The sequence below is a fragment of the Rhodococcus aetherivorans genome, from assembly GCF_025722975.1.
In the GTDB taxonomy this organism is placed as follows: Bacteria; Actinomycetota; Actinomycetes; order Mycobacteriales; family Mycobacteriaceae; genus Rhodococcus; species Rhodococcus aetherivorans.
The window spans coordinates 4,192,990-4,216,788 of sequence record NZ_CP106982.1 but is presented as its reverse complement, the minus strand read 5'-3'; the positions used below and the strand labels follow the sequence as shown (position 1 = coordinate 4,216,788).

Annotated in this window: 21 protein-coding genes and 2 pseudogenes; 12 read left to right on the top strand and 11 right to left on the bottom strand. The window is 71.7% G+C overall.

The window, feature by feature from the left end; all coding sequences use genetic code 11:
- Nucleotides 1-47 precede the first annotated feature (47 nt).
- From OCS65_RS19070 to OCS65_RS19060, 3 genes and pseudogenes are all read left to right on the top strand, one after another.
- Nucleotides 48-392 (top strand): NAD(P) transhydrogenase subunit alpha part 2, encoded by a 345-nt coding sequence (locus OCS65_RS19070; RefSeq protein ID WP_006940142.1) that lies wholly within the window; start codon nt 48-50, stop codon nt 390-392.
- Nucleotides 389-1,817 (top strand): annotated as a pseudogene (locus OCS65_RS19065) (NAD(P)(+) transhydrogenase (Re/Si-specific) subunit beta). The gene OCS65_RS19070 and the pseudogene OCS65_RS19065 overlap by 4 nt, the downstream one beginning before the upstream one ends.
- Nucleotides 1,818-1,940: 123 nt before the next feature.
- Nucleotides 1,941-2,558 (top strand): NADPH-dependent FMN reductase, encoded by a 618-nt coding sequence (locus tag OCS65_RS19060; protein ID WP_029542881.1) that lies wholly within the window; start codon nt 1,941-1,943, stop codon nt 2,556-2,558.
- Here the strand turns inward: OCS65_RS19060 and OCS65_RS19055 are convergent.
- Genes OCS65_RS19055 through pdhA form a run of 4 tightly spaced genes read right to left on the bottom strand, consistent with a single transcriptional unit; the run spans nt 2,555 to nt 7,150 of the window.
- On the bottom strand, nt 2,555-3,730 hold the full coding sequence (locus tag OCS65_RS19055) for an MFS transporter (RefSeq protein WP_029542883.1): 1,176 nt from the start codon (nt 3,728-3,730) through the stop codon (nt 2,555-2,557). The two genes, OCS65_RS19060 and OCS65_RS19055, sit on opposite strands and share 4 nt — an antisense overlap.
- A 21-nt stretch (nt 3,731-3,751) precedes the next feature.
- Complete coding sequence (locus OCS65_RS19050; protein ID WP_029542885.1) at nt 3,752-5,056, bottom strand: dihydrolipoamide acetyltransferase family protein; 1,305 nt, start codon at nt 5,054-5,056, stop codon at nt 3,752-3,754.
- 10 nt (nt 5,057-5,066) lie between these two features.
- Complete coding sequence (locus tag OCS65_RS19045; protein ID WP_006940154.1) at nt 5,067-6,050, bottom strand: alpha-ketoacid dehydrogenase subunit beta; 984 nt, start codon at nt 6,048-6,050, stop codon at nt 5,067-5,069.
- Complete coding sequence (gene pdhA, locus OCS65_RS19040; RefSeq protein WP_006940155.1) at nt 6,047-7,150, bottom strand: pyruvate dehydrogenase (acetyl-transferring) E1 component subunit alpha; 1,104 nt, start codon at nt 7,148-7,150, stop codon at nt 6,047-6,049. Before pdhA ends, OCS65_RS19045 begins: the two co-directional genes overlap by 4 nt.
- 166 nt (nt 7,151-7,316) lie before the next feature.
- On the opposite strand from pdhA, the gene OCS65_RS19035 reads away from it, so the two are divergent.
- Nucleotides 7,317-7,787, top strand: coding sequence for an Lrp/AsnC family transcriptional regulator (locus OCS65_RS19035; protein ID WP_006940156.1), 471 nt, complete (start codon nt 7,317-7,319; stop codon nt 7,785-7,787).
- 43 nt (nt 7,788-7,830) lie between these two features.
- On the opposite strand, the gene OCS65_RS19030 is transcribed toward OCS65_RS19035, so the two are convergent.
- The 3 genes from OCS65_RS19030 to OCS65_RS19020 form a co-directional block, all read right to left on the bottom strand.
- A complete protein-coding gene (locus OCS65_RS19030) occupies nt 7,831-9,003 on the bottom strand; it encodes a thiolase family protein (protein ID WP_029542887.1) in 1,173 nt (390 codons plus the stop codon).
- Between the two features lie 93 nt (nt 9,004-9,096).
- Complete coding sequence (locus OCS65_RS19025; RefSeq protein ID WP_006940160.1) at nt 9,097-9,573, bottom strand: acyl-CoA thioesterase; 477 nt, start codon at nt 9,571-9,573, stop codon at nt 9,097-9,099.
- Complete coding sequence (locus OCS65_RS19020) at nt 9,570-10,766, bottom strand: benzoate/H(+) symporter BenE family transporter (RefSeq protein WP_231771720.1); 1,197 nt, start codon at nt 10,764-10,766, stop codon at nt 9,570-9,572. The genes OCS65_RS19025 and OCS65_RS19020 overlap by 4 nt, the downstream gene beginning before the upstream one ends.
- A 100-nt stretch (nt 10,767-10,866) precedes the next feature.
- On the opposite strand from OCS65_RS19020, the gene OCS65_RS19015 reads away from it, so the two are divergent.
- On the top strand, nt 10,867-11,703 hold the full coding sequence (locus OCS65_RS19015) for a sulfurtransferase (RefSeq protein WP_231771719.1): 837 nt from the start codon (nt 10,867-10,869) through the stop codon (nt 11,701-11,703).
- Nucleotides 11,704-11,713: 10 nt separating this feature from the next.
- Here the strand turns inward: OCS65_RS19015 and OCS65_RS19010 are convergent, their stop codons facing one another.
- From OCS65_RS19010 to OCS65_RS19000, 3 genes and pseudogenes are all read right to left on the bottom strand, one after another.
- A complete protein-coding gene (locus tag OCS65_RS19010) occupies nt 11,714-12,538 on the bottom strand; it encodes a shikimate 5-dehydrogenase (RefSeq protein ID WP_044476147.1) in 825 nt (274 codons plus the stop codon).
- A 140-nt stretch (nt 12,539-12,678) separates the two neighbouring features.
- Nucleotides 12,679-13,344, bottom strand: a pseudogene (locus OCS65_RS19005) (HNH endonuclease family protein); the annotation flags it as partial.
- A gap of 81 nt (nt 13,345-13,425) precedes the next feature.
- The gene (locus OCS65_RS19000; protein WP_006940172.1) at nt 13,426-13,752 is read right to left on the bottom strand and encodes a hypothetical protein; all 327 of its coding nucleotides are present in this window, start codon (nt 13,750-13,752) and stop codon (nt 13,426-13,428) included.
- Nucleotides 13,753-13,941: 189 nt separating this feature from the next.
- Between OCS65_RS19000 and OCS65_RS18995 the strand changes: the two genes are divergently transcribed.
- The 7 genes from OCS65_RS18995 to OCS65_RS18965 all read left to right on the top strand — a co-directional run bounded on the left by OCS65_RS18995 (nt 13,942) and on the right by OCS65_RS18965 (nt 23,104).
- On the top strand, nt 13,942-16,746 hold the full coding sequence (locus tag OCS65_RS18995; protein WP_198163299.1) for a DEAD/DEAH box helicase: 2,805 nt from the start codon (nt 13,942-13,944) through the stop codon (nt 16,744-16,746).
- Nucleotides 16,743-17,501: an SWIM zinc finger family protein gene (locus tag OCS65_RS18990; RefSeq protein ID WP_050035011.1), complete on the top strand. Its 759-nt coding sequence runs from the start codon at nt 16,743-16,745 to the stop codon at nt 17,499-17,501. The genes OCS65_RS18995 and OCS65_RS18990 overlap by 4 nt, the downstream gene beginning before the upstream one ends.
- A gap of 189 nt (nt 17,502-17,690) precedes the next feature.
- Nucleotides 17,691-19,196, top strand: a complete 1,506-nt coding sequence (locus OCS65_RS18985) for a CoA-acylating methylmalonate-semialdehyde dehydrogenase (protein ID WP_006940176.1) — start codon at nt 17,691-17,693, stop codon at nt 19,194-19,196.
- 12 nt (nt 19,197-19,208) lie between these two features.
- On the top strand, nt 19,209-20,363 hold the full coding sequence (locus OCS65_RS18980) for an isobutyryl-CoA dehydrogenase (protein ID WP_029542900.1): 1,155 nt from the start codon (nt 19,209-19,211) through the stop codon (nt 20,361-20,363).
- A complete protein-coding gene (locus OCS65_RS18975; protein WP_029542902.1) occupies nt 20,360-21,421 on the top strand; it encodes an enoyl-CoA hydratase/isomerase family protein in 1,062 nt (353 codons plus the stop codon). Before OCS65_RS18980 ends, OCS65_RS18975 begins: the two co-directional genes overlap by 4 nt.
- Before the next feature lies 1 nt (nt 21,422).
- A complete protein-coding gene (gene mmsB / locus OCS65_RS18970; protein WP_006940179.1) occupies nt 21,423-22,331 on the top strand; it encodes a 3-hydroxyisobutyrate dehydrogenase in 909 nt (302 codons plus the stop codon).
- Nucleotides 22,328-23,104, top strand: a complete 777-nt coding sequence (locus OCS65_RS18965; RefSeq protein ID WP_006940180.1) for an enoyl-CoA hydratase — start codon at nt 22,328-22,330, stop codon at nt 23,102-23,104. The genes mmsB and OCS65_RS18965 overlap by 4 nt, the downstream gene beginning before the upstream one ends.
- A gap of 54 nt (nt 23,105-23,158) precedes the next feature.
- Here OCS65_RS18965 and OCS65_RS18960 read toward each other — a convergent pair whose 3' ends face one another.
- The gene (locus OCS65_RS18960) at nt 23,159-23,686 is read right to left on the bottom strand and encodes a MarR family winged helix-turn-helix transcriptional regulator (RefSeq protein WP_006940181.1); all 528 of its coding nucleotides are present in this window, start codon (nt 23,684-23,686) and stop codon (nt 23,159-23,161) included.
- Nucleotides 23,687-23,799: the final 113 nt, after the last annotated feature.

Here is a 23,799-nt window from a genome sequence, read left to right as displayed (position 1 = left end):
AGATCCTCGACGGCGCGTGCGTGACCCGCTCGAAGGAGAACGTCTAGATGTATACCGAACTGTTGGCGAACATCGCGATCCTGGTCCTGGCCGGGTTCGTGGGCTTCGCCGTGATCTCGAAGGTGCCCAACACCTTGCACACCCCGCTGATGTCGGGCACCAACGCCATCCACGGCATCGTGGTGCTCGGTGCGCTGGTGGTGTTCGGCCACCTGCCGGCCGGTGCGCCGTGGAGCATCAAGGTCATCCTGTTCGTCGCGTTGGTGTTCGGCACGCTGAACGTCGTCGGTGGCTTCGTCGTCACCGACCGCATGCTCGCGATGTTCAAGCCCAAGAAGCGGGTGCCGGTGTCGGCCGCTCCGGCGGAGCAGAAGGGAGCCGACGCGAAATGAGCTACCTCGTCTCCGTCCTGTACATCGTCGCGTTCGCGATGTTCATCTACGGTCTGATGGGCCTGACCGGCCCGAAGACCGCGGTCCGCGGCAACTAATCGCCGCGGTCGGCATGGCCGTGGCGGTGCTCGCCGTGCTGATCGACATCCGCGACACCGACAACTGGAGCTGGATCGTCGCCGGCCTGGTCGTCGGTGTCGTCCTGGGCGTCCCGCCGGCGCTGCGCACGAAGATGACGGCGATGCCGCAGCTGGTGGCGCTGTTCAACGGCGTCGGTGGCGGCACCGTCGCGCTGATCGCGTGGGCGGAGTTCCTCGACTCGGACGGCTTCACCACCCTCGCCGAGGAACCGACGGTGCCCGTGGTGGTCGGCTCGCTGTTCGCCGCGATCATCGGATCGGTGTCGTTCTGGGTTCGCTGGTGGCGTTCGCCAAGCTGCAGGAGCTGCTGAACAAGAACCTCGAGCGCCGCCTCGTCGGCGCGGCCAAGGCCTTCCAGCTGGCGAACATCGTGCTCGCGCTCGCGGCGATCGCGCTCGCGGTGTACATCGGACTCGCGGCCGACCCGGGAGGCGATCCGACCTCGGCGGTGTGGATCGTCGCGCTGCTCGTCGTGGCCGGGTTGATGGGCCTGTTCGTGGTGCTGCCGATCGGCGGCGCCGACATGCCGGTGGTCATCTCGCTGCTCAACGCCCTGACCGGCCTGTCGGCCGCGGCGGCCGGCCTGGCGCTGAACAACCAGGCGATGATCGTCGCCGGCATGATCGTCGGTGCGTCGGGTTCGATCCTGACCAACCTGATGGCCAAGGCGATGAACCGGTCCATCCCGGCGATCGTGTTCGGCTCGTTCGGCGGCGACGGCGGTGCCGGTGCGGCCGCCGGCGGGGCCGGCGGCACCGTCAAGGCGACCTCCGCCTCCGATGCCGCGGTCCAGATGGCCTACGCCAACCAGGTCATCGTGGTGCCCGGGTACGGGCTGGCGGTGGCGCAGGCGCAGCACGCGGTCAAGGAGATGGCGGCGCTGCTCGAGGAGAAGGGCGTGGAGGTCAAGTACGCCATCCACCCGGTCGCCGGCCGGATGCCCGGGCACATGAACGTCCTGCTCGCCGAGGCCGAGGTGCCGTACGAGGCGCTCAAGGAGATGGACGACATCAACGGCGAGTTCTCCCGCACCGACGTCACCGTCGTCATCGGCGCCAACGACGTCACCAACCCCGCCGCCCGGCAGGATTCGTCCAGCCCGATCTACGGCATGCCCATCCTCAACGTCGACCAGTCCAAGTCGGTCATCGTGCTCAAGCGCTCGATGAGCTCCGGCTACGCCGGCATCGACAACCCGCTGTTCACCGCCGACCACACCTCCATGCTCTTCGGCGACGCGAAGAAGATGGTCTCCGAGGTCACCGAGGAACTCAAGGCGCTGTAGGGAGTTCGACGAACCGGGGCGTCCGCACGGAACACCGTGCGGGCGCCCCGCTCGTGTGCGACCGTCGGAGGTGGCAGGCGGGCTGTGCCCCGGCCCGTGGCACCGACGGAAAGGATGCGTCCCGTGACCGAGCACCCAGGGACCGAGCACTCAGGGACCGAGCACCCAGGGACCGAGAGGACGTACAGGGTCGGCTACTTCGTCGGCAGCCTGTCGTCCACCTCGATCAACCGTATCCTCGCGAAGGCGTTGATCCGGCTCGCCCCGCACGACCTCGAATTCGTCGAGATCGCCATCCGGGACCTGCCGCTCTACAGCCCCGACTACGACGCGAACTACCCGCCGGAGGGGGCCGCGCTCAAGGACGCGATCGCCGCTGTGGATGCGGTGCTGTTCGTCTCACCCGAGTACAACCGGTCGATTCCCGGGGCGCTGAAGAACGCCATCGACTGGGCGTCGCGCCCGTGGGGGCAGAACTCGTTCGATCACATCCCGGCCGCCGTGATCGGCGCCTCCATCGGCGCGATCGGCACCGCCGTGGGCCAGCAGAGCCTGCGCGCCGTGCTGAGCTTCTGCAACGCGCGGCAGATGACGTCGCCCGAGGCGTACATCCATTACACGCCCGAGGTCTTCGGGGACGACGGCACCGTCCACAACTCGGGCACCGAGGACTTCCTCCGCAACTACATGCGCGAGTTCCGCGACCACGTCGTGCGGGTCCTGACCGTCCTCCCGCGCTAGCGGCCGTCCACGCGCGCGAGCGTGCGACGGGTCCGCTCACCGACGGAGCCGGCGAGGGCTGCGGCGGCGAGCACACATGCCAACGGCACCGTCATCGCCGCGGTGAGCGACGTCGCCTCCGAGAGCCAGCCGATGGTGGCGGGCCCCGCCAGGAACCCGATGTATCCCATGCCGACGACACGGGACATGTTGCGGCCCGGGGCGCCGGCGTCGATGTTCCCGGCTGCGCTGAAGATCTGCGGCACGGCGCCGGACAGGCCCAGCCCGAACAGCGCCCATCCGGCGAGCGTCGTGGGCAGCCACGGGGAGGCGACGACCGTGCCCATCCCGGCCCCCGCCAGCAGCGTGCCGTACCGGACCACGGCCACGGCGCCGATGCGGGCGCTGACGCGGTCCGCCACGAAGCGGCCGAGCGTCATCGTCGTGGAGAACGCGCCGAAGGCCAGCGCCGCGACCGCATCCGGGCTGCCCAGGTGTTCCTTGACCTGCAGGGCGCTCCAGTCGTTGGCGACGCCCTCGCTGAGCATCAGCATGAACGCGAGCCCGCCGAGCAGCAGCACCCGGCGGGAGTATCCGCCGCGCGGGCCGGCCTCGCGCGGGTGCTCGACCCGGGGCACCCGCACGAGGTGCGGCGCCGAGACCGCGACGACGAGCGCGCCGACGAGGCCGGCGCCGCCGAGGGCGACGGCCGGGGCGAGCCCCGTCGCCAGGGCGGCCGCCCCGACCAGCGACCCGGCGACCCCGCCGACCGAGAACAGGCCGTGGAACGCGGCCATGATCGGCCGCCGGTAGCGTTGCTCGACCGCCACGGCCTGCGAGTTCATCGACACGTCCAGGGCGCCGTTCGCGAACCCGAACACCGCGAGCGCCACGCCCAGCTGCCACGCCGCGCCGGCCAGGCCGGGGCCGAGGGTCGCCACCGCCAGCAGGACCGCCGCGGCGACGGTGGTGCGGTCGCTGCCGAACCGGTCGGCGAGCGGACCGGTGGCCTGCATTCCGGCGATCGCCCCGGCCGCGAGGACCAGCAGCAGGGAACCCAGCGTGGCGTGGTCGATGCCGACGCGCTCCTCGATCGCGGGGATGTGCACCACCCACATCGCGAGCAGGAACCCGTTGACGCCGAAGGTGGCGAACACGGCCGCGCGGGCGCGGCGAAGATCCTGAGCGGTCACGTGTCCCGACGCTACCGCCCGTCAGATACCGGCGAGCAGTTCCGGCACCGGGTCGGTGAGGATCGCCCCGATCTCGGCCAGCGCCCGCGCTGCCTGCTCGCCGTCGACGAGACGATGGTCGAACGACAGCGACAGCGTCGTCACCTGCCGGACGGCGAGTTCGCCGTCGACCACCCACGGTCGCGGGGTGACGGCACCGAGCGCGAGGATCGCCGTCTCCCCGGGATTGAGGATGGGGGTGCCGGTGTCGACGCCGAACACGCCGATGTTGGTGATCGAGACCGTGCCGCCGGTCAGGTCGGCCGGGGTGGCCCGGCCGGAGCGGGCGGTCTCCGCGGCGTGGGCGATGGCGCCGGCGAGGTCCGGCAGCGACATGCGGTCGGCGTCGCGGATCACCGGCACCATCAGGCCCGAGTCGGTGGCGGTCGCGATGCCCAGGTTGACGTAGTGGCGGGTGACGATCTCCTGGTGCTCCTCGTCCCAGGCCGCGTTGAGGACGGGCTGGTGCTCGAGCGTCCGCAGCAGCGCCTTGGCCACCACGGTGAGCAGCGTCGGGTGACGGCCCTCGAAGGCGGCCGCGCCGCGCAACCGGGCGACGAGGTCGACCGTGGCGGTGACGTCGCAGGTGAGGAACACGGTCACGTGCGGGGCGGTGAAGGCGCTGCGCGCCACCGCGGCGGCGGTACGTCTGCGGATCCCGTGGATCGGGGTCCGGGTCTCGCGATCCGATCCTGTTGCCGCCGTAGCGGATCCGCGTTCCTCCGCGGCGCGTCGGACGTCCGGGACGGTGATCGCCCCGCCCGTGCCGGTTCCCGTCACCTCGGTGAGATCCACGCCGAGGAGCCGGGCCTCGCGGCGCGCCGACGGTTTCGCGTCGGGGCGGTGCCGCTCCCCGGGCGGTGGGGGTGCCTGCGCCGGGGCCGGTGCCGCCGCTGCGGCGCGGGCCGCGCGCCGGCTCACCGGCGCGGCGCCCGGCCCGTAGCCGACGAGCACCTGCACGGGTGAGTCCCCGCCACCGGTCGGGGCCGGCGCGGTGCCCGCCGCGACCGGCACCGCGATGCGGATCAGTGGCGCCCCGACGGGCACGCCGGCGCCCGGCTCGGCGAGCAGTTCGGCGACCGTTCCCGCGTACGGGGAGGGCAGTTCCACCGTTGCCTTGGCGGTCTCGACCTCGGCGATCACCTGGTTGAGCTCGACCCGGTCGCCGACGGCGACGGACCACGACACCAGTTCCGCCTCGGTCAGGCCCTCCCCGAGGTCCGGCAGCCGGAAGACCTCGCTGTGTTCGGTCACCACGGTGCCGTGTTCGCTCATGCCCGGTTCCATGTCCGGCTCCTCACGCCGCGAGGCTGCGGTCGACGGCGTCGAGGATCCGGTCCGGGTCGGGCAGGTGGTAAGCCTCGAGTTTCGCCGGGGGATAGGGGATGTCGAAGCCGCCGACCCGCAGCACCGGCGCCTCGAGCTGGTAGAAGCAGCGCTCCGCGAGCTGGGCGGCGATCTCGGCGCCGATGCCGCAGAACAGCGGAGCCTCCTGCACCACGACGAGCCGTCCGGTGCGCCGGACCGACGCCTCGACGGTGTCGAAGTCGATGGGGGAGAGGGACCGGAGGTCGATCACCTCGACCGAGTGCCCCTCGGTGTCGGCGATCTGCGCGGCGTGCAGCGCGGTGGCCACCATCGACCCGAACGTCACGACGGTGACGTCCGTTCCGGGCCGGGCGACGCGGGCCTTGTCGAGCGGGAGGTCGGGCTCGGCGTCGAGGTCGACCTCGCCGCGGTCCCAGTACCGGCGTTTCGGCTCGAGGAAGATCACCGGGTCGTCGAGCGCGATGGCCTGCTGGATCATCGTGTAGGCGTCGGCCGGATGGCTCGGGCTGACGACCCGCAGTCCGGCGGTGTGCGTGAAGTACGCCTCGGGTGACTCCGAATGGTGCTCCACCGCACCGATCCCGCCGCCGTAGGGGATGCGGATGGTCAGGGGGGCGGTGACCCTCCCGGCGGTGCGGTAGTGGATCTTGGCGACCTGCGAGACGATCTGGTCGAACGCGGGGTAGACGAAGCCGTCGAACTGGATCTCGCACACCGGCCGGTAGCCGCGCAGGGCCATGCCGAAAGCCGTTCCCACGATCCCGGATTCGGCGAGGGGCGTGTCGATGACGCGGTTGTCGCCGAAGTCCTTCTGCAACGTGTCGGTGACCCGGAAGACCCCGCCGAGCCGGCCGACGTCCTCGCCCATGATCACCACCTTGCGGTCGTGTTCGAGGGCCCGGCGCAGCCCGGCGCCGAGGGCGGCCCCGAGGGCCAGCGTGGTGGTGGTCATGACAGCGCCTCCTCGTGGGTCGCGTTCTCGAAATCGGCGAGGTAGTCGCGGTAGCGGGTTCGTTCCTCGGCGATCATCGGATGGTCGGTGGCGTAGACGTGGTCGAACATGCTCAGCGGCTCGGGGTTCGGGGCACCGAGGGTGCCGGCGCGCAGCCGGGCCGCGGCCTCGTCGGCGGCGGCGCCGACCTCGTCGAAGAACTCGTCGCCGGCGTGTCCTTCCCGCCGGAGCAGCCGGTGGAGCCGGTCGATCGGGTCCCGGGCCTTCCACAGTTCGGTCTCGGCGGGGGTGCGGTAGCGGGTGGGGTCGTCGGAGGTGGTGTGCGGGCCCATCCGGTAGGTGATGGCCTCGACGAACGACGGGCCGCTGCCCTCCCGCGCATGCCGGGTGGCCCGGCGGGTGACGGCGAGCACCGCGAGCGCGTCGTTGCCGTCGACCTGCACGGCCGGCATCCCGTAGCCGGCGGCGCGCTGCGCGATCGGGACGGGACTCTGCGACCGGACCGGGTGGCTGATCGCCCAGTGGTTGTTCTGGCAGAAGAAGACCACGCCGACGCCCCACGCGACGGCGAAGCCGAGGGCCTCGGCGATGTCGCCCTGGCTGGTCGCCCCGTCGCCGAAGTAGACGACGGTGGCGATCTCGGCGCCGTCGAAGTGGGCGCCCATCGCGTATCCGGTGGCGTGCAGGCCCTGGGAGCCGACGACGATGGCGGGATTGGTCATGTTGACCGTGGCCGGATCCCAGCCGGAGTGGGCGCACCCGCGCCACAGCCGGGTCATGTCGGCGGGGTCGACGCCGCGGCACCAGGCCACCCCGTGCTCGCGGTAGCTGGTGAACACGTAGTCGTCGCGGTGGAGGGCGTGCGCGGAGCCGACCTGGGCGGCCTCCTGGCCGAGCAGGGGCGCCCACAGTCCGAGTTCGCCCTGCCGCTGCAGCGCGGTGGCCTCGGCGTCGAGGCGGCGGACGACGACCATGTCGCGGTAGAGGGCGCGGAGTTCGTCGGGTCCGACGTCGGCGACGAGCGCGGAGTACTCGGGGTTGTAGACCCGTCGTCCGTCGGGCTGGATCAGCTGGACCGGATAGGCAATCTTGTCGACCACCGTGCACCACCTCGCTATGGCGGGACCGGTCGCCCTCGTGAGGCGGGCCGGCGGACCTGTGTTGTACCTCACATAATCCACGCGGGGTGCAGGTGCGCAATCGGCCGATGCGCAATTGTGCAGGAAGCACGGTTTCTGGGTGCCCGCCGCTGTCATACTGCGAAATATGACCAGTCTCGATGCCACCGACGCCCGGCTGCTGCTCGAGCTTGCGCGGACCCCGCGGGCGACCGGGGTGGAGCTGTCCCAGCGTCTGGGGTTGTCCCGGAACACGGTGCAGGCGCGGCTCGCGCGATGGGATGCGGAGGGGGTCCTCGGGTCGTTCGAGCGGCGGGTGGATCCGCGGGCTCTCGGCTATCCGCTGGCGGCGTTCGTCGCCACCCGGGTCGATCAGCACCGGCTCGATTCGGTCGTCGCGGCCCTGGCACAGATCCCGGAGGTGACCGAGGTGTACGGCATGACGGGGCAGACGGACCTGTCGGTGAAGGTGGTCGCGCGCGACGCCGAGGATCTCTACCGGCTGGCCGGGCAGATCCTCGAGATCCCCGGCGTCGAGCGCACCAACATGGCGCTGGTGATGCGCGAACTGGTGGGTCCGCGCACGACGCCGCTGCTCGAGCGGCTGGCGCAGCGATGAGGCGTGCCTTCCGGGACCGGGTCCCGGAAGGCACCACCGCGGACTAGAGGATCTCGTAGATCGTGGCGTTGGCGGTGCCGCCGCCCTCGCACATCGTCTGCAGGCCGTAGCGGCCACCCGTGCGGCGCAGGTGGTGGATCAACGTCGCGGCCAGGCGACCGCCCGAGGCGCCGAGGGGGTGGCCGAGCGCGATGGCACCGCCGAGGGGGTTCAGCTTCTCGAGCGGCGCGCCCGTCTCGCGTTGCCACGACAGCGGTACCGAGGCGAAGGCCTCGTTGACCTCGAACGCGTCGATGTCGTCGAGCGACAGTCCCGACCGCTTCAGCGCCAGGGCAGTGGCCGGGATGGGGCCGGTGAGCATCTTGACCGGATCGTCGCCGGTGACCACGGCGGTGTGCACGCGCGCGAGCGGGGTCAGGCCCAGCGCCTTCGCCTTCTCCGAGGTGGTGATCAGCAGCCCGGAGGCGCCGTCGGAGATCTGGGACGCGTTGCCGGCGGTGACCACTCCGTTCTCCCGGAACGGGGCCTTCAGGCCCGCGAGCTTCTCGACGGTGGAGCCGCGCCGGATGCCCTCGTCCGCGGCGATCACGGTGCCGTCCGCCAGGGTGTACGGCGCGATCTCGTCCGTGAACAACCCCTCGTCCTGCGCGCGGGCGGCCCGCTCGTGCGACCGGACGGAGTACTCGTCGAGCTCGGTGCGGGAGATGCCCCACTGCTCGGCGATGATCTCGGCGCCCACGCCCTGGTTGAAGCGGCCGTGGAAGCCGGGCGCGGTGAGCTCGTCGGCGTACCGCTCGCGGGCCGGACCGCCCATCTGCCCGGTGCCCTCGGGGGCGGAGGAACCCAGCGGGATCGCCGACATGATCTCGACGCCGCCGGCGACGACGAGATCGGCCTGGCCGGAGATCACCGCCGCGGCCGCCGTCGAGACGGCCTGCTGCGACGAGCCGCACTGCCGGTCGATGGTGAAGCCGGGCACCGATTCCGGCCAGCCCGCGCCGAGCACGGCCATGCGGCCGATGTTGCCGGACTGCATGCCGACGGATTGCACGGTGCCCCAGTGCACGTCGTCGACGAGCGCCGGGTCGATGCCGGTGCGTTCGGCGATGGTGCGCAGGACGTGGGCGGACAGCTCGACGGCGTGGACGCCGGACAGGCCGCCGCCCCGCTTGCCGATGGGGGTACGGACGGCTTCGACGATGACAGCATCGCGCATCTTGGGATCGCTCTCTCTCGGGGACGTGCGGATGCCCCGGAGTGTAATCCGGTAGATGAATACAATGCCAAGCGGATGCTTGGTGGTCGGGAGCTATTCCGCCGGGGGCGTCACCAGCTGGGCGACCGCCTTCTTGATCTCCTTGGGGATCGCCACGGGACGTCGCGTGCGGGCGTCGACGTACACGTGCACGAAACGCCCGGTCGCCGCCGGCTGCAGCCCGCCTTCGCCGTCCTCCCGGAAGATGGCCAGCGAATAGGTGACGCTGCGGGTTCCCAGCCGCTCCACCGCCAGGCCGACGCGCAGCCGGTCCGGGAAGGACAGCTCCGCCAGATACCGGCACGACGTCTCCGCGACCACGCCGATCGCGTCCAGCTCCCGGATGTCGACCCCGGTCGTGGCCATCAGCCATCCGTTGACCGCGGAGTCGAAGTACGAGTAGTAGGTGACGTTGTTGACGTGGCCGTAGTGGTCGTTGTCCGCCCACCGGGTCTGCATCGGCCAGAGGACCGGGAACCGGGCGGGAACGGGTGGGTCGGCGGCGGGCGTCGTCGGCTGGCGGTTCGTCACCGTGCTGACGATAGTCCCACGCGGACGGCAAGTCCGACCATCAACGCCCAGAATGCCGATCCGATACCGAACAGGGTCGATCCGGACGCCGCGACCAGGAACGTCACGACCGCTGCTTCGCGCTCCGGCGCGTCGCGCAGAGCCGAGGCCAGGGCCCCGCCGAGCGTCGCGAGCAGGGCCAATCCGGCCACCGCCTCGACCACCCCGTCCGGTGCCATCGCCACGACCGTCGCGAGCCCGGTCGAGCACAGGGCCAGCGCGAGATACGACCAGCCCGCAGACCACGCCGCCACCCACCGGCGTGCCGGATCCGGGTCCGCCTCGGGCGCCGCCGCCAGCGCCGCACTGATCGCCGCGAGGTTGATCGCGTGCCCACCGGCCGGCGCGCCCACGACGGTGCCGAGGCCCGTGACCGTCATCGCCGCCCGCCACGGCGTGGCGTAACCGAACGAGTCGAGCACTGCGGTGCCCGGGATGTTCTGCGACGCCATCGTCACGATGTACAGGGGCACGGCGATGCCGAGCAGCGCCTGCCACGTCCACGCCGGAGCCGTGAGATCGATCGAGGGCAGCAGATCCCGCGCCGCGGGCCGGGTTCCCGAGCGCGACAGGTGGATTGCCACGACCACCGCGGCCGTCGCGAACGCCCCCGGCACCGCCCAGCGCGGCCGCAGCCGCTGCAGCACGAGCCACGTCGCCACCACGGGCAGGATCGAGGCGGGCGAGGACATCACCCCCTCGACCGGGGCGAGGCAGAGCGGGACGAGCACCCCGGCGAGCATGGCCTGCGCCAGTGGCGTCGGGATCGCCGCGATCAGGGCGCCGAGCCGCGGCCACAGCCCCGTCAGGACGATCGCGGCGCCCACGACGACGAACGCGCCCACCGCGGCCGGCCATCCGCCCGCCACCACGCCGGTGCCGGCGAGCAGCGCGGCGCCGGGCGTGGACCACGCGAGGGTGATCGGTGTGCGGTACCGCCGCGCCAGCCACAGGATGCCGAGCCCCTGCGTCATACAGAGCGCCAGCAGACCGGACGCCGCCTCCGACGGCGACGCCCCGACCGCCCGCAGTCCCGTCAGCACCACCGCGAACGAACTGGTGAATCCGACGAGGGCCGTGACGATGCCCGCCCCGATCGGCTGGGTGAGCGGGGCGGGACGGGTGGGCGCGGGAGCATCTGACACGGGCGGCATTCTGCCGCAGTGGACCCGGGCGGCATTCTGCCGCAGTGGACGCCGCCGCACCTCCCGTGTCGCGCGGCGCCCACCGCGCGGGCGTGCCAGGATCGGAGCCATGGTTGCGAATCCCGTGCTGATGACCGTGAGCGAACTGGCCGATCTCGTCGAGGTGGGCAGGCCGCCGGTTCTGCTGGACGTGCGCTGGTCGCTCGACGACCCGAACGGCGAGGACCGCTACCACGAGGGTCACATCCCCGGAGCGGTGTACGTCGACCTCGAGACCGAGCTCGCCGATCCGGGCTCGCCCGAGCGAGGCCGTCACCCCCTGCCGGACGTGGTGCGGCTGCAGGACCACGCGCGACGGTGGGGGATCGACGACGGCGACACCGTCGCCGTCTACGACGACACCGGGGGCCTCGCCGCCGCCCGGGCCTGGTGGCTGCTGCGCTGGGCGGGCCTTCGGGACGTGCGCCTGCTCGACGGCGGGCTGTCGCTGTGGACGGCGGAGGGACATGGCCTCGCGGCCGGGCCGGGGGAGGCCGTGAAGCCGGGATCGGTGACCCTGCGCGGCGGCCGGATGTCCACCGTCGGCATCGACGAGGCGGCCGAGTTCCCTTCGCGGGGAACCCTGCTCGATGCGCGGGCCGCGGCGCGGTACCGGGGCGACGAGGAGCCCGTCGATCCGCGCGCCGGCCACATCCCCGGCGCGGTCAGCGCCCCCGCCACGGACAACCTCCGCGAGGACGGCACGTTCCGGACCGCCGAGGAACTCGCCGACCGCTTCGCGACCGTGTGCGGGGACGGTCCCGTCGCCGTCTACTGCGGATCCGGGGTGACCGCGACCCATCAGATTGCGGCGCTCGCCCTCGCCGGGATCGACGCAGCCCTGTTCCCGGGCTCGTGGTCGCAGTGGTGCCGGGACCCGGCCCGGGAGATCGCCACCGGGGCGTGAATGCCGGGGCTCAGGCCGCGGATCGGGAGAACTCCGACGCGCGGCGCACCTGCTCGGGCGTCGGGGTCACGCCGGTGTACAGCGCGAACTGCTGCGCCGCCTGCAGGGCGATGACCTCGGCGCCGGTGATCACGGGCAGTCCCCGCTCCTGGGCCGCGCGGATCAGCGGCGTCTGCGGGGGCATCGCCACCACGTCGAACACCGTCGTCGCCGCGCCCACCGCGGCTTCGGGGAACGGCAGCTGCCCGGATTCCGGCCCGCCCGCCATCCCGATCGGCGTGGCGTTGACGAGCAGGCCCGGAGCGAGCTCGCCGAGCTCGGGCCGCCAGTCGAACCCGTACTGCTGCGCGAGCGGGCGACCGGTCTTCTCGTTGCGGGCGATCACCGACACGTTCGCGAACCCGCTGTCGCGCAGGGCCGCCACAACCGCCTTTGCCATCCCGCCGCTGCCGGCGACGGCGGCCGGCAACGCGGGGTCGACCTCGTGCTCGCGCAGCAGATCCACCACCGCCTGGTAGTCGGTGTTGTAGGCGTGCAGCACCCCGTTCTCGTTGACGACGGTGTTCACCGACTCGATGGCCCGCGCCGAGTCGTGCAGCTCGTCGATCAGGGGAATGACCGCTTCCTTGAACGGCATCGACACCCCGCACCCGCGGATGCCGAGGCCGCGGATCCCGGCCACCGCCGCCGGCAGGTCGGTCGTCGTGAACGCCTTGTACACGAAGTCCAGGCCGAGTTCGTCGTAGAGGTAGTTGTGGAAGCGGGTGCCGATGTTGCTCGGGCGGCCCGACAGCGAGATGCACAGGCGGGTGTCCTTGGTGATGCGCGAAACCATGAGTGCCACGCTAGTTCCCTGTGCCCGGATGCGGGGCACGTCGCCGGAGGGCGGCAGCCGCGCGACCACCGGGCGTCCGCGCGGGCAATTCGTGGATGGGTCCGACCGACGAGCGGGCGATCGCCGCGACGACGGGCTCGGCACGCGGAGATCGTCGACGCCAGCGCCCGCCGGTCGGCCACCGTGATCGGCAGCCCGTAGCGCACCGCCACCGACAGGTACTTGCCCGCGAACCAGCAGCGATACGCCGCCGCCGGCGGCAGCCACTCGGCCGGGGTGTGATCGCGCTTGTCCTCGTTCGCCGGGCCGTCCACCGCGATCAGGTTGTAGGCGACGTCGTTGGCGAACTGCCGGCGCCGTTCGGCCGGCCAGGCCGCCGCCCCGAGGTCCCACGCCGCCGCCAGGGGGTAGATGTGGTCGATCTGGACGGCCCGGCCCTCGGCGCGACGGAATTCGAGCCGCGCCCCGGTGTACGGGTCGGTCAGCGTGCCCGACAGGACGACACAGTCGCCGGTGCCGGGCCGGAACGCCACGTCGCGCAGATCGCGGGCGAGCACGTTGTTGCGGGTGTCGCACCCGTCGCGCCCGCCTGGTCCCGGATGGTCGTCGGACCACGCCTCCCCGAACACGCACCCCTCGCCCGGTCCGCACCCCCGCTCGTACCCCGGCACCTGCGGCCGGTGCGGCACCACCGCCGCCCGCGCCAGCAGCTGTTCGAGCTCGCCGCGGCCGGGGCTGCCCGGTGCCGGTGGTGCGTTCGACTCGATCCGGTCCCAACCCCACGACACGGCGATCGCGACCGCCACCACCAGCCCCCAGAACGCTGCGCCCCCTCGCACGCGGACATTCTCACCGACCGCACCGACAGCGGCGGCGCCGGTGCCCGCTCAGCCGTCGGTCGTCAGCGGAAACCGCGTCGCGTGGATGGACTCGATGGTGCGGCCGTCGTGCCCGACGATCCACGACCCCCCGTGCTGCCTGCACTCGGCGATCCGGTCGAACACGGTCAGCAGGAAGAACACCGCCTGCTCCGCGGTGGCGGTGGCGGCGAGCCGGTGGGACTCACCGTGTTTCGTCCCGTCGAGCCACACGCCGCACTGGCCGTCGAGCCGCATCGTGGTGATGTGCTCGGAGTCGACGAACGCGTACTTGACCTGCTCCCAAGGGGTGTGGGCGCTGTAGGCCTGTTCGAGGACCTGGATCATGATCGACATCGCAGTCTCCTGGTGGGTGCACCTGCAGCCCAGTGTCCTCCGGGGAGCGAGCCCGATCCAGGGCCGATCGTCACCGGCGCTCGGCGCACGCTCGGCACGACCGTCCCGCGCGGGCCCACCCGCCACGACGGCGGGCGTGCGCCCCAGCCCGTCACGACGGTGTCGGTCGCGGCTGGCACCATGGTGGGCATGCTGCACGGGCTGTGGTCACCGGGAGCGGGCCTGATGCTGTGGCGCGACGGCGACGACCCGCCCGACGACACACCCGCTGTACTGCGACGATGGATCGACCGGCCGTTCCGGCACCGCGTCGAGCTGCGTCTGCCCGGCGACGACGCTCCGCGGCGGATCCCCGCGGTGGCGGTCGCGCCGCCCGACGCCGCGGAGCTGCTGCTGGCGCTGCCGCGGCACGCCGAGGGGGTGGCCGGGGACCTGCGCTACCTCGCCCACGTCGCCCGCGGCATCGAGCGCTGGGCGCAGGCCGGGCGGGTGGCCCCGGAACTGCACCGCGCCGACGGGCAGTGGTGGGCCCGGTGGCGCCTGCTCGGCGGCGACCGGATCCGGGCCTGGACGGCCGAGCTGTCCGCCGCGATGCCGCCGGTGCAGCGGCAGGCCGGCCGGCCCGCGGCGCTCCTCGACGACCTCGCCACCGAGCTCACCGATCCGATCACCCGGGCGTTGATCGGCAACGTGGGTACCTCGCTGCATCCGCTGATCGCCGCCCTGGCCGAGGGGCAGCCGCACCACAGCGGCTCCCAGCGCATGGCCGAGGCGCTGGACGAATGGCGGGCCTCGCTCGCCGGAAACGAGCCCGACCTGGTGCTGCGGCTCGTCGAACCGGACGACGAGGAGGACGGCATCGGCGCCGACACGCTGTGGCGGCTCGAGGTGTGCCTGCGATCGGAGGGGCAGGCGCCGGTGCCGGTGCCGGTGGACGGCTCCGACGCGCAGCTGCTGCAGATCGGGATCCGCAAGCTCGGCGCCGCCCTGAAGGCGTATCCGCGGCTGCAGGACGTGCCGCGCGACCCGGACAGCCTGGACCTGCTGCTGCCGACGGGGGTCGTGACCGACCTCGTGGAGCACGGTGGCCGTGCGCTGGGTGAGGCCGGCGTCGCGTTGCTGCTGCCGCGCGCGTGGGCGCGGCTCGAGCCGTCGCTGCGGCTGCAGGTGTCCTCGCCGGTCGCACCCGTCGCCGCCGAGGACGACACCGTCGGCATGAACGCGCTCGTCTCGTTCGAGTGGCAGCTTGCCGTGGGCGACATGCTGCTCACCCCCGCCGAGATGGAACGGCTGATCGCGGCCAACAGCGACCTGGTCAAGCTGCGCGGCAAGTGGGTGCAGGCGGATCCGATCGCGCTCGCGCGGGCCGCCCGCTACGTCGCCGGCCAGGGCGCGACGGACGCGACGCTGGCGACGTTGTTCGGCCGGTTCACCGGCGACGAGCCGCCCCCGGTGGAGGTCACCGACGTCGCCGCTACCGGCTGGGTGGCGACCCTGCTCGACGGGCAGGTCCGGCCCGAACCGGTGCCGCCCCCACCCGGCCTGCACGCGACCTTGCGTCCGTACCAGCAGCGCGGCCTGGAGTGGTTGGCGTTCATGAGCGGCCTCGGGCTGGGCGCGGTGCTGGCCGACGACATGGGCCTCGGCAAGACCGTGCAGGTGCTCGCGCTGCTCGCCCACGAACGGGCGGGCGGCGACGACGTGCCCCCGACGTTGCTGGTGTGCCCGATGTCGGTGGTGGGCAACTGGCAGCGCGAGGCCCAGCGGTTCGTCCCGGGCCTGCGCGTGCACGTCCACCACGGCCCGGCGCGGTTGCGCGACGCCGCGCTGGCCGCGGCGGTCGCCGACAGCGACCTGGTGATCACGACGTACGCGCTCGTCGCGCGTGACGTGGCGCCGTTGAGGTCGCTGCGCTGGGGCCGGGTGGTGCTCGACGAGGCCCAGCACGTGAAGAACGCCGCGACCGCGCAGTCCCGCGCGACGCGGGCGATCCCCGCGCGGCACCGCGTCGCGCTCACCGGCACCCCCGTGGAGAACCGGCTCGAGGAACTGCGATCGATCCTCGACTTCGCCAATCCCCGCCTGCTGGGTTCGCCGTCGACGTTCCGGGCCCGGTTCGCCGTCCCGATCGAGCGGGAGCGCGACGCGGCCGCCGCCGCGCGGCTGCGGGCGTTGACGTCGCCGTTCGTGCTTCGCCGCGTCAAGACCGATCCGTCGGTGATCTCGGACCTGCCGGAGAAGTTCGAGCAGACGGTGCGGGCCAACCTGACCGCCGAGCAGGCGGCGCTGTACCGGGCGGTGGTCGACGAGATGATGCGGCAGATCCGGGACAAGGAGGGCATGGCCCGCAAGGGCGCGGTGCTCGCCGCGCTGACCCGGCTCAAGCAGGTGTGCAATCACCCCGCGCACTACCTGGGCGACGGCTCCGGGGTGCTGCGGCGGGGCCGGCACCGTTCGGGCAAGCTCGGGCTGGTGGAGGACATCGTCGAGTCGATCCTCGCCGACGGCGAGAAGGCGCTGCTGTTCACCCAGTTCCGGGAGTTCGGTGAGCTGATCGCCCCGTATCTCGCCGAGCGGTTCGACACCACGGTGCCGTTTCTGCACGGCGGGGTGTCCAAGGGCCGGCGCGACGCGATGGTCGCCGCGTTCCAGGGCGACGGCGGCCCGCCGATGATGCTGCTCTCGCTCAAGGCCGGCGGCACGGGCCTGAACCTGACGGCCGCGAATCACGTGGTGCACCTGGATCGTTGGTGGAATCCGGCGGTGGAGAACCAGGCCACCGACCGGGCGTTCCGCATCGGCCAGCGCCGCGACGTGCAGGTCCGCAAGCTCGTGTGCGTCGGCACGCTGGAGGAACGGATCGACGAAATGATCGCGGGGAAACAGGAATTGGCGGAGCTTGCGGTGGGAGCGGGCGAGAACTGGATCACCGAGCTGTCCACCGAGCAGCTGCACTCGCTGCTGTCCCTGGGCGACGAGGCGGTGGGCGAGTGAGCCCGGCCGGCGGGTTCGACCGTTACGGCAAGCGCCGGCGGGTCGTCGGCGGCATCGAGGCGCGGACGAAGCGCGGGTCGATCGGACGCACCTGGTGGTCGAAGGAGCTGGTCTCGGCGATGGAGCAGGTCGCCGACAAGGGCCGGCTGGCGCGGGGCCGGACCTACGCCCGGTCGGGACAGGTGGTCTCGATGCGGCTCGAGCCCGGCGTGGCGGTGGGGGAGGTGCAGGGCAGTCAGCTGCGCCCGTTCACCTCGACGGTCTCGATCCGCACGCTCGACGAGGAGGCGGTCACGGAGCTGATCGACCGGGTGCGGTCGGCTCCGGGCATGCTGGTCCGGCTCGCGGGCGGTACGCTGCCGGAGGAACTGGGTCCGCTGCTGCTGCCGCGGCGCGCCGGTGAACTGGACTTCGACTGCACGTGCCCCGACGACGGGTGGCCGTGCAAACACGCGGCGGCAGTCGGGTACCTGCTGGCCGAGCACGTCGACGAGCAGCCGCTGGCGGTGCTCACCCTGCGCGGGGTCGACCTGAACGCATTGATCGGCGGGGTGGACGCCGCCGAGACCGACGACGAGGACTTCTACGGGGACGCGATCCGGTTGCCGGATCTGCCGGCCGAGCCGTACCGGCCCGCGCTGGACGATCTCGATCCGATGCTGTTGCGGCGGGTCCTGCGGGCCGGCGGCACCGACGAGTCGGTGGTCATCCGCGGTGCCGCCGACCTGGAAGAGATGTACCGGCGGCTGCGATAGGCCGCTCCGCGGCCGGTGCGTCCTTTGGGCGGCTGGAGCGACCCAAAGGACGCACCGGCGGCGCAGCCGCCTATGGACATACATGGACTTCCAACTATAGGATGAGCACACATTTCCGGGGGTGTCGTCCGCTGCCCCCGATCATCCCACCGAAACACGAGAATTCGACCAGTTAGGACGGATCCGGACATGAGCGTTCGAGAACTCACCCACTTCGTCGGGGGCAAGCACATCCCCGGTGCCTCCGACCGGTTCGCCGACGTCTTCGACCCCAACACCGGCGAGGTGCAGGCCCGGGTTCCGCTCGCCGACGTCGCCGAGGCCGAGGCCGCCATCGCGAACGCCGTCGAGGCTCAGAAGGAATGGGCCGCGTTCAACCCGCAGAAGCGCGCCCGCGTGCTGATGAAGTTCCTGCAGCTCGTGCAGGACGACATGGACAACCTCGCGCGGCTGCTGTCCTCCGAGCACGGCAAGACCGTCGCCGACGCCAAGGGCGACATCCAGCGCGGCCTCGAGGTGATCGAGTTCGCCACCGGCATCCCGCACCTGCTCAAGGGCGAGTTCACCGACTCCGCCGGCACCGGCATCGACGTCTACTCGATGCGCCAGCCGCTCGGCGTCGTCGCCGGCATCACCCCGTTCAACTTCCCCGCGATGATCCCGCTGTGGAAGGCCGGACCGGCCATCGCGTGCGGAAACGCGTTCGTGCTCAAGCCTTCCGAGCGCGACCCGTCGGTGCCGCTGCGCCTGGCGGAGCTGTTCATCGAGGCCGGGCTGCCCGCCGGCGTGTTCAACGTCGTCAACGGCGACAAGACCGTCGTCGACGTGCTGCTGACCGACGAGCGCGTCAAGGCCGTCGGCTTCGTCGGCTCCACGCCGATCGCCCAGTACATCTACGAGACCGCCGCCGCCCACGGCAAGCGCGCCCAGTGCTTCGGCGGCGCCAAGAACCACGCGATCGTCATGCCCGACGCCGACATGGACCAGGTGGCCGACGCCCTCGTCGGCGCCGGCTACGGCTCCGCCGGTGAGCGCTGCATGGCCATCTCCGTCGCGGTGCCCGTCGGCGAGGAGGCCGCCGAGGCTCTCGTCGCCAAGCTGAAGGAACGCGTCGCCGAGCTGAAGGTCGGCCGCAGCGACGACCCGAACGCCGACTTCGGCCCGCTCGTCACCGCCGAGGCTCGCCAGCGGGTGCACGACTACATCCAGTCCGGCATCGACGAGGGCGCCGAGCTCGTCGTCGACGGGCGCGACTTCGTGCTCGAGGGCCACGAGAACGGCTTCTTCTCCGGCGCCACCCTGTTCGACAACGTCACCGCGGAGATGAAGATCTACCGCGAGGAGATCTTCGGTCCCGTCGTGATCGTCGTCCGCGCGCACGACTACGAGGAGGCCCTGCGGCTGCCCTCGGAGCACGAGTACGGCAACGGCGTGGCCATCTTCACCCGCGACGGCGACACCGCCCGCGACTTCACCAACCGCGTCAACGTCGGCATGGTCGGCGTGAACGTGCCGATCCCGGTGCCGATCGCGTACCACACCTTCGGCGGCTGGAAGCGGTCCGGCTTCGGCGATCTCAACCAGCACGGCCCGGACTCGATCCGCTTCTACACCAAGACCAAGACCGTCACGCAGCGCTGGTTCTCCGGCCTGAAGGAGAACGCCGACCACTTCGTCATCCCGACGATGGACTAGGACGAGATACCGATGTTCACCCTCACCGACGACGACCGGGCGATCCGCGACACCGCCCGCGACTTCGCCGCCGAGTTCCTCGCCCCGAACGCGGTCGAATGGGACCAGACCAAGCACTTCCCGGTCGACGTCCTGCGCAAGGCCGCGGCCCTCGGGATGGGCGGCATCTACGTCCGCGAGGACGTCGGCGGGTCGGGCCTGCGTCGCCTCGACTCCGTCCGGATCTTCGAGGAACTCGCCAAGGGCTGCCCGTCCATCGCCGCCTACATCTCCATCCACAACATGGTCACGTGGATGATCGACCGGTTCGGCAACGACGAGCAGCGCCGCCGTTGGGTCCCCGGGCTCTGCTCGATGGACCAGCTCGCGAGTTACTGCCTGACCGAGCCCGGCGCCGGCTCCGACGCGGCGGCCCTGAGCACCAGGGCCGTCCGCGACGGCGACGAGTACGTCCTCACCGGCGCCAAGCAGTTCATCTCCGGCGCCGGCACGTCGGACGTGTACGTGGTGATGGCCCGCACCGGCGAGCCCGGCCCGCGCGGCATCTCCGCGATCATCGTCCCGAAGGACACCCCCGGGCTGTCCTTCGGCGCCAACGAGAAGAAGATGGGCTGGAACGCCCAGCCCACCCGGCAGGTGATCTTCGACGGTGCCCGGGTGCCCGCCGAGAACCTGCTCGGCGAGGAGGGCAGCGGTTTCCGCATCGCCATGCACGGGCTCAACGGAGGCCGGCTCAACATCGCCGCGTGCTCGGTCGGCGGCGCTCAGGCCGCGCTCGACAAGACCGTCGGCTACCTCGCCGAACGCAAGGCGTTCGGCGAGCGGCTGCTCGACTCGCAGGCCCTGCAGTTCCGGCTCGCCGACATGCGCACCGGCATCGAGGCCTCCCGCACCCTGCTGTGGCGCGCGGCCGACGCGCTGGACCGGAATGCCGACGACGTGGTCGAGCTGTGCGCCATGGCGAAGCGATTCGCCACCGATGCCTGCTTCGACGCCGCCAACGACGCGCTGCAACTGCACGGCGGCTACGGCTATCTTGCCGAGTACGGGCTCGAGAAGATCGTGCGGGATCTGCGGGTGCATCAGATCCTCGAAGGAACCAACGAGATCATGCGGGTGGTCGTCGCGCGCAGCGTGGTGGCCGCGGCGCAGAACGGAGCAAAATGACCGAGACGGAAGACGTCCTCGTCCGGGTCTCCGGCGGCATCGGCCGGATCACCCTGAACCGGCCCAAGGCCATCAACGCCCTGAACTACGACATGGTGAAGGTGACGGCCGCCGCGCTCGGCGAGTGGGCCGGGGACGACTCGGTCCGTGCGGTCGTCGTGGACGGGGCGGGGGAGCGCGGCCTGTGCGCCGGCGGTGACATCGTCTCGATCTACCACGACGCCCGCGACGGGGGCACCGGCTCGCAGGACTTCTGGCGCGACGAGTACATCCTCAACGCCGCCATCGGCCGCTACCCGAAGCCGTACGTGGCGCTCATGGACGGCATCGTCATGGGCGGCGGCGTCGGGATCGCCGCCCACGGCAACGTCCGCGTCGTCACCGAACGCTCCACGATCGCGATGCCCGAGGTGGGCATCGGCTTCGTCCCCGACGTGGGCGGCACCTGGCTGCTCTCGCGCGCACCGGGCGAGCTCGGCACCCACCTCGCCCTGACCACCGGCCGGATGACGGCCGGCGACGCCATCGCCCTCGGTTTCGCCGACCACTTCGTGCCGTCCGAGGCGCTCGACAAGTTCGTCGCCGCCCTCGAATCCGGCACGGTCGACGAGGCGCTCGCCGAATTCGCCCAGCCGGCCCCGGAGTCGCCGCTGCTCGCGCAGCGCTCCTGGATCGACGCCGCCTACTCGGCGCCGACCGTCGAGGAGATCGTCGCCCGACTGCAGGACGCCGAGGAGCCCGAGGCCCGCGCGGCCGCCGAGCAGATCCTCGGCAAGTCGCCCGTCGCGCTGAAGGTGACCCTGCGATCGGTGCGCCACGCCCGCGAACTCGGCAGCCTCGAAGAGGTGCTGAACGAGGAGTACCGGGTGTCCCTGGCGTCGTTGCGCTCGCACGACCTCGTCGAGGGCATCCGCGCGCAGGTGGTCGACAAGGACCGCAACCCGGCGTGGTCGCCGGCGACCCTCGCCGACGTCACCGACGCGGACGTCGACGCGTACTTCCAGCCACTCGGCGAGCTCGAACTCGGGCTCGTCGCACCCGAGAAGGAAACCGCCTGACATGAGCACACTGCCGAACGTCGCCTTCCTCGGTCTCGGCCACATGGGCGGGCCGATGGCCGCGAACCTCGTCAAGGCCGGCTACCCGGTCACCGGTTTCGACCCGGTGCCGGCGGCCCAGGAACAGGGCCGCGCCGACGGCCTCACGATCTCCGAGTCCGCGACCGACGCGGTCCGCGACGCCGACGTCGTGATCACGATGCTGCCCAACGGCGCCCTCGTGCTGAAGCTGTACGACGAGGTCCTGCCGGCCGCCCGGCCGAACACGCTGTTCGTCGACAGCTCCACCATCGACGTCGCCGACGCGCGCGCCGCCCACGAGAAGGCCGTGCAGGCCGGGCACCGCGCCATCGACGCGCCCGTCTCCGGCGGCGTGGCCGGTGCGGCCGCCGGCACCCTCGCCTTCATGGTCGGCGGGTCGGAGGAGGACTTCGAAGCCGCAAAGCCGCTGCTCGAGGTGATGGGTCGCAAGGTCGTGCACTGCGGCGGGTCCGGCGTCGGCCAGGCCGCCAAGATCTGCAACAACATGATCCTCGGCGTGTCGATGATCGCCATCAGCGAGGCCTTCGTGCTCGGCGAGAAGCTCGGACTGACCAACCAGGCCCTCTTCGACGTCGCGTCCAACGCCTCCGGCCAGTGCTGGGCGCTGACCAGCAACTGCCCGGTGCCCGGGCCGGTGCCCACCACCCCCGCCAACAACGACTACCAGCCCGGGTTCGCCGCCGCGCTCATGGACAAGGACCTCGGTCTGGCCGCGAACGCGTTGCGCGCCAACGGCGTCGACGCCGAGCTGGGGCTTCGGGCCGCGGAGATCTACCACCGCTTCAACGAGTCGGGTGGCGGCGGACTGGACTTCTCGGCCATCATCACCGAGATCCGCAACCGCTCGACAGAACAGGAAACCCAGTGACGGACTTCGAGACGATCCTGCTCGACCGCAAGGACCGCGTCGGCATCATCACGCTGAACCGGCCCAAGGCGCTCAACGCCCTCAACAGCCAACTGATGCGTGAGGTGGTGGCGGCCGTCGAGGAGCTCGAGGCGGATGCCGGTATCGGCGCCATCCTGCTCACCGGCTCCGAGAAGGCGTTCGCCGCGGGCGCGGACATCAAGGAGATGGCGCCGAAGACGTTCTCCGAGGTGTACGCGGAAGACCTGTTCTCGCAGTGGGATCGGCTCTCCTCGGCCCGCAAGCCGATCATTGCCGCCGTCTCCGGGTACGCCCTCGGCGGCGGCTGCGAACTGGCCATGCTGTGCGACTTCATCATCGCCGCGGACACCGCCAAGTTCGGCCAGCCCGAGATCAAGCTCGGCGTCATCCCCGGCATCGGCGGCTCGCAGCGGCTCACCCGCGCCGTGGGCAAGGCCAAGGCGATGGACATGTGCCTGACCGGCCGGAACATGGACGCCGAGGAGGCCGAGCGCGCGGGCCTGGTGTCGCGCATCGTGCCGGCCGCGGACCTGTTCGACGTGGCGCTCGAGGCCGCGACCACGGTGGCGTCGATGTCGCTGCCCGTCGCGATGATGGCCAAGGAAGCGGTCAACCGGTCCTTCGAGACCACCCTCGCCGAGGGCGTGAAGTTCGAGCGGCGGGTGTTCCACTCGACGTTCGCCACCGCCGACCAGAAGGAAGGCATGGCCGCGTTCGTCGAGAAGCGCGCGCCGGAGTTCAAGCACGCCTGATCGTCGTCCTCGACCGGGGCCGTTCCGCATCCTGCGGGACGGCCCCGATCCGTGTCACCACCTGGTGGGATCGCCTCCGGTGTCGAAGTCGCCGGCGTCGCGGCGCAGGCCGGCCAGGATCCGCAGCAGCGTCTCGAGCTGGTCGTCGGGCACGCCGGGCCGGGCGAACACCTCGGCGTTGAGCTTCTCGGTGGTCTCGACGGCCAGCGCCCGCCCCTCGTCGGTCAGTTCGACCAGTGTGGCGCGACGGTCGCTCGGGTGCGGGGTGCGGCGCACGAGCCCCGCGGTCTCGAGCCGGTCCACGGCATTGGTGACGCTGGTGGGGTGGACCTGCAGCCGGGCGCTGGCCTTCGCCATGGGCAGCGCCCCGGTCCTGGTGAAGTGCAGCAGGGTCAGCAGTTCGTACCGGGCGAACGTGAGCCCGAACGGTTTGAGAACCTCCTCGACCCGCGCCATCATGATCTGCTGCGCGCGCATCACGGAGGTCACCGCGGCCATGCCGTCCGCGACCTCACCCCAGCCGTGGGCCGTCCACTGGCGGTGGGCCTCGGCGATCGGATCGAGCGGTAGGGGTGCGGGCATACGTCGATCATCCCATGTCGCACGGTCTGGACGTGACGTGGACACGGCTTCCGGACCCCGCCGGGGCGGCCCGCGAACCGGCCGCCGTGAGTGAACGACACGCGGCGCGCGTG

What these genes read in the sequence shown, in the direction of transcription:
- OCS65_RS19070 (WP_006940142.1), top strand. Translation starts at nt 48, where the DNA reads ATGTATACCGAACTGTTGGCGAACATCGCGATCCTGGTCCTGGCCGGG.
- OCS65_RS19050 (WP_029542885.1), bottom strand. Translation starts at nt 5,056, where the DNA reads ATGGAACCGGGCATGAGCGAACACGGCACCGTGGTGACCGAACACAGC.
- OCS65_RS19045 (WP_006940154.1), bottom strand. Translation starts at nt 6,050, where the DNA reads ATGACCACCACCACGCTGGCCCTCGGGGCCGCCCTCGGCGCCGGGCTG.
- OCS65_RS19035 (WP_006940156.1), top strand. Translation starts at nt 7,317, where the DNA reads ATGACCAGTCTCGATGCCACCGACGCCCGGCTGCTGCTCGAGCTTGCG.
- OCS65_RS19030 (WP_029542887.1), bottom strand. Translation starts at nt 9,003, where the DNA reads ATGCGCGATGCTGTCATCGTCGAAGCCGTCCGTACCCCCATCGGCAAG.
- OCS65_RS19020 (WP_231771720.1), bottom strand. Translation starts at nt 10,766, where the DNA reads ATGCCGCCCGTGTCAGATGCTCCCGCGCCCACCCGTCCCGCCCCGCTC.
- OCS65_RS19015 (WP_231771719.1), top strand. Translation starts at nt 10,867, where the DNA reads ATGGTTGCGAATCCCGTGCTGATGACCGTGAGCGAACTGGCCGATCTC.
- OCS65_RS19010 (WP_044476147.1), bottom strand. Translation starts at nt 12,538, where the DNA reads ATGGTTTCGCGCATCACCAAGGACACCCGCCTGTGCATCTCGCTGTCG.
- OCS65_RS19000 (WP_006940172.1), bottom strand. Translation starts at nt 13,752, where the DNA reads ATGTCGATCATGATCCAGGTCCTCGAACAGGCCTACAGCGCCCACACC.
- OCS65_RS18995 (WP_198163299.1), top strand. Translation starts at nt 13,942, where the DNA reads ATGCTGCACGGGCTGTGGTCACCGGGAGCGGGCCTGATGCTGTGGCGC.
- OCS65_RS18985 (WP_006940176.1), top strand. Translation starts at nt 17,691, where the DNA reads ATGAGCGTTCGAGAACTCACCCACTTCGTCGGGGGCAAGCACATCCCC.
- OCS65_RS18980 (WP_029542900.1), top strand. Translation starts at nt 19,209, where the DNA reads ATGTTCACCCTCACCGACGACGACCGGGCGATCCGCGACACCGCCCGC.
- OCS65_RS18975 (WP_029542902.1), top strand. Translation starts at nt 20,360, where the DNA reads ATGACCGAGACGGAAGACGTCCTCGTCCGGGTCTCCGGCGGCATCGGC.
- mmsB (WP_006940179.1), top strand. Translation starts at nt 21,423, where the DNA reads ATGAGCACACTGCCGAACGTCGCCTTCCTCGGTCTCGGCCACATGGGC.
- OCS65_RS18960 (WP_006940181.1), bottom strand. Translation starts at nt 23,686, where the DNA reads ATGCCCGCACCCCTACCGCTCGATCCGATCGCCGAGGCCCACCGCCAG.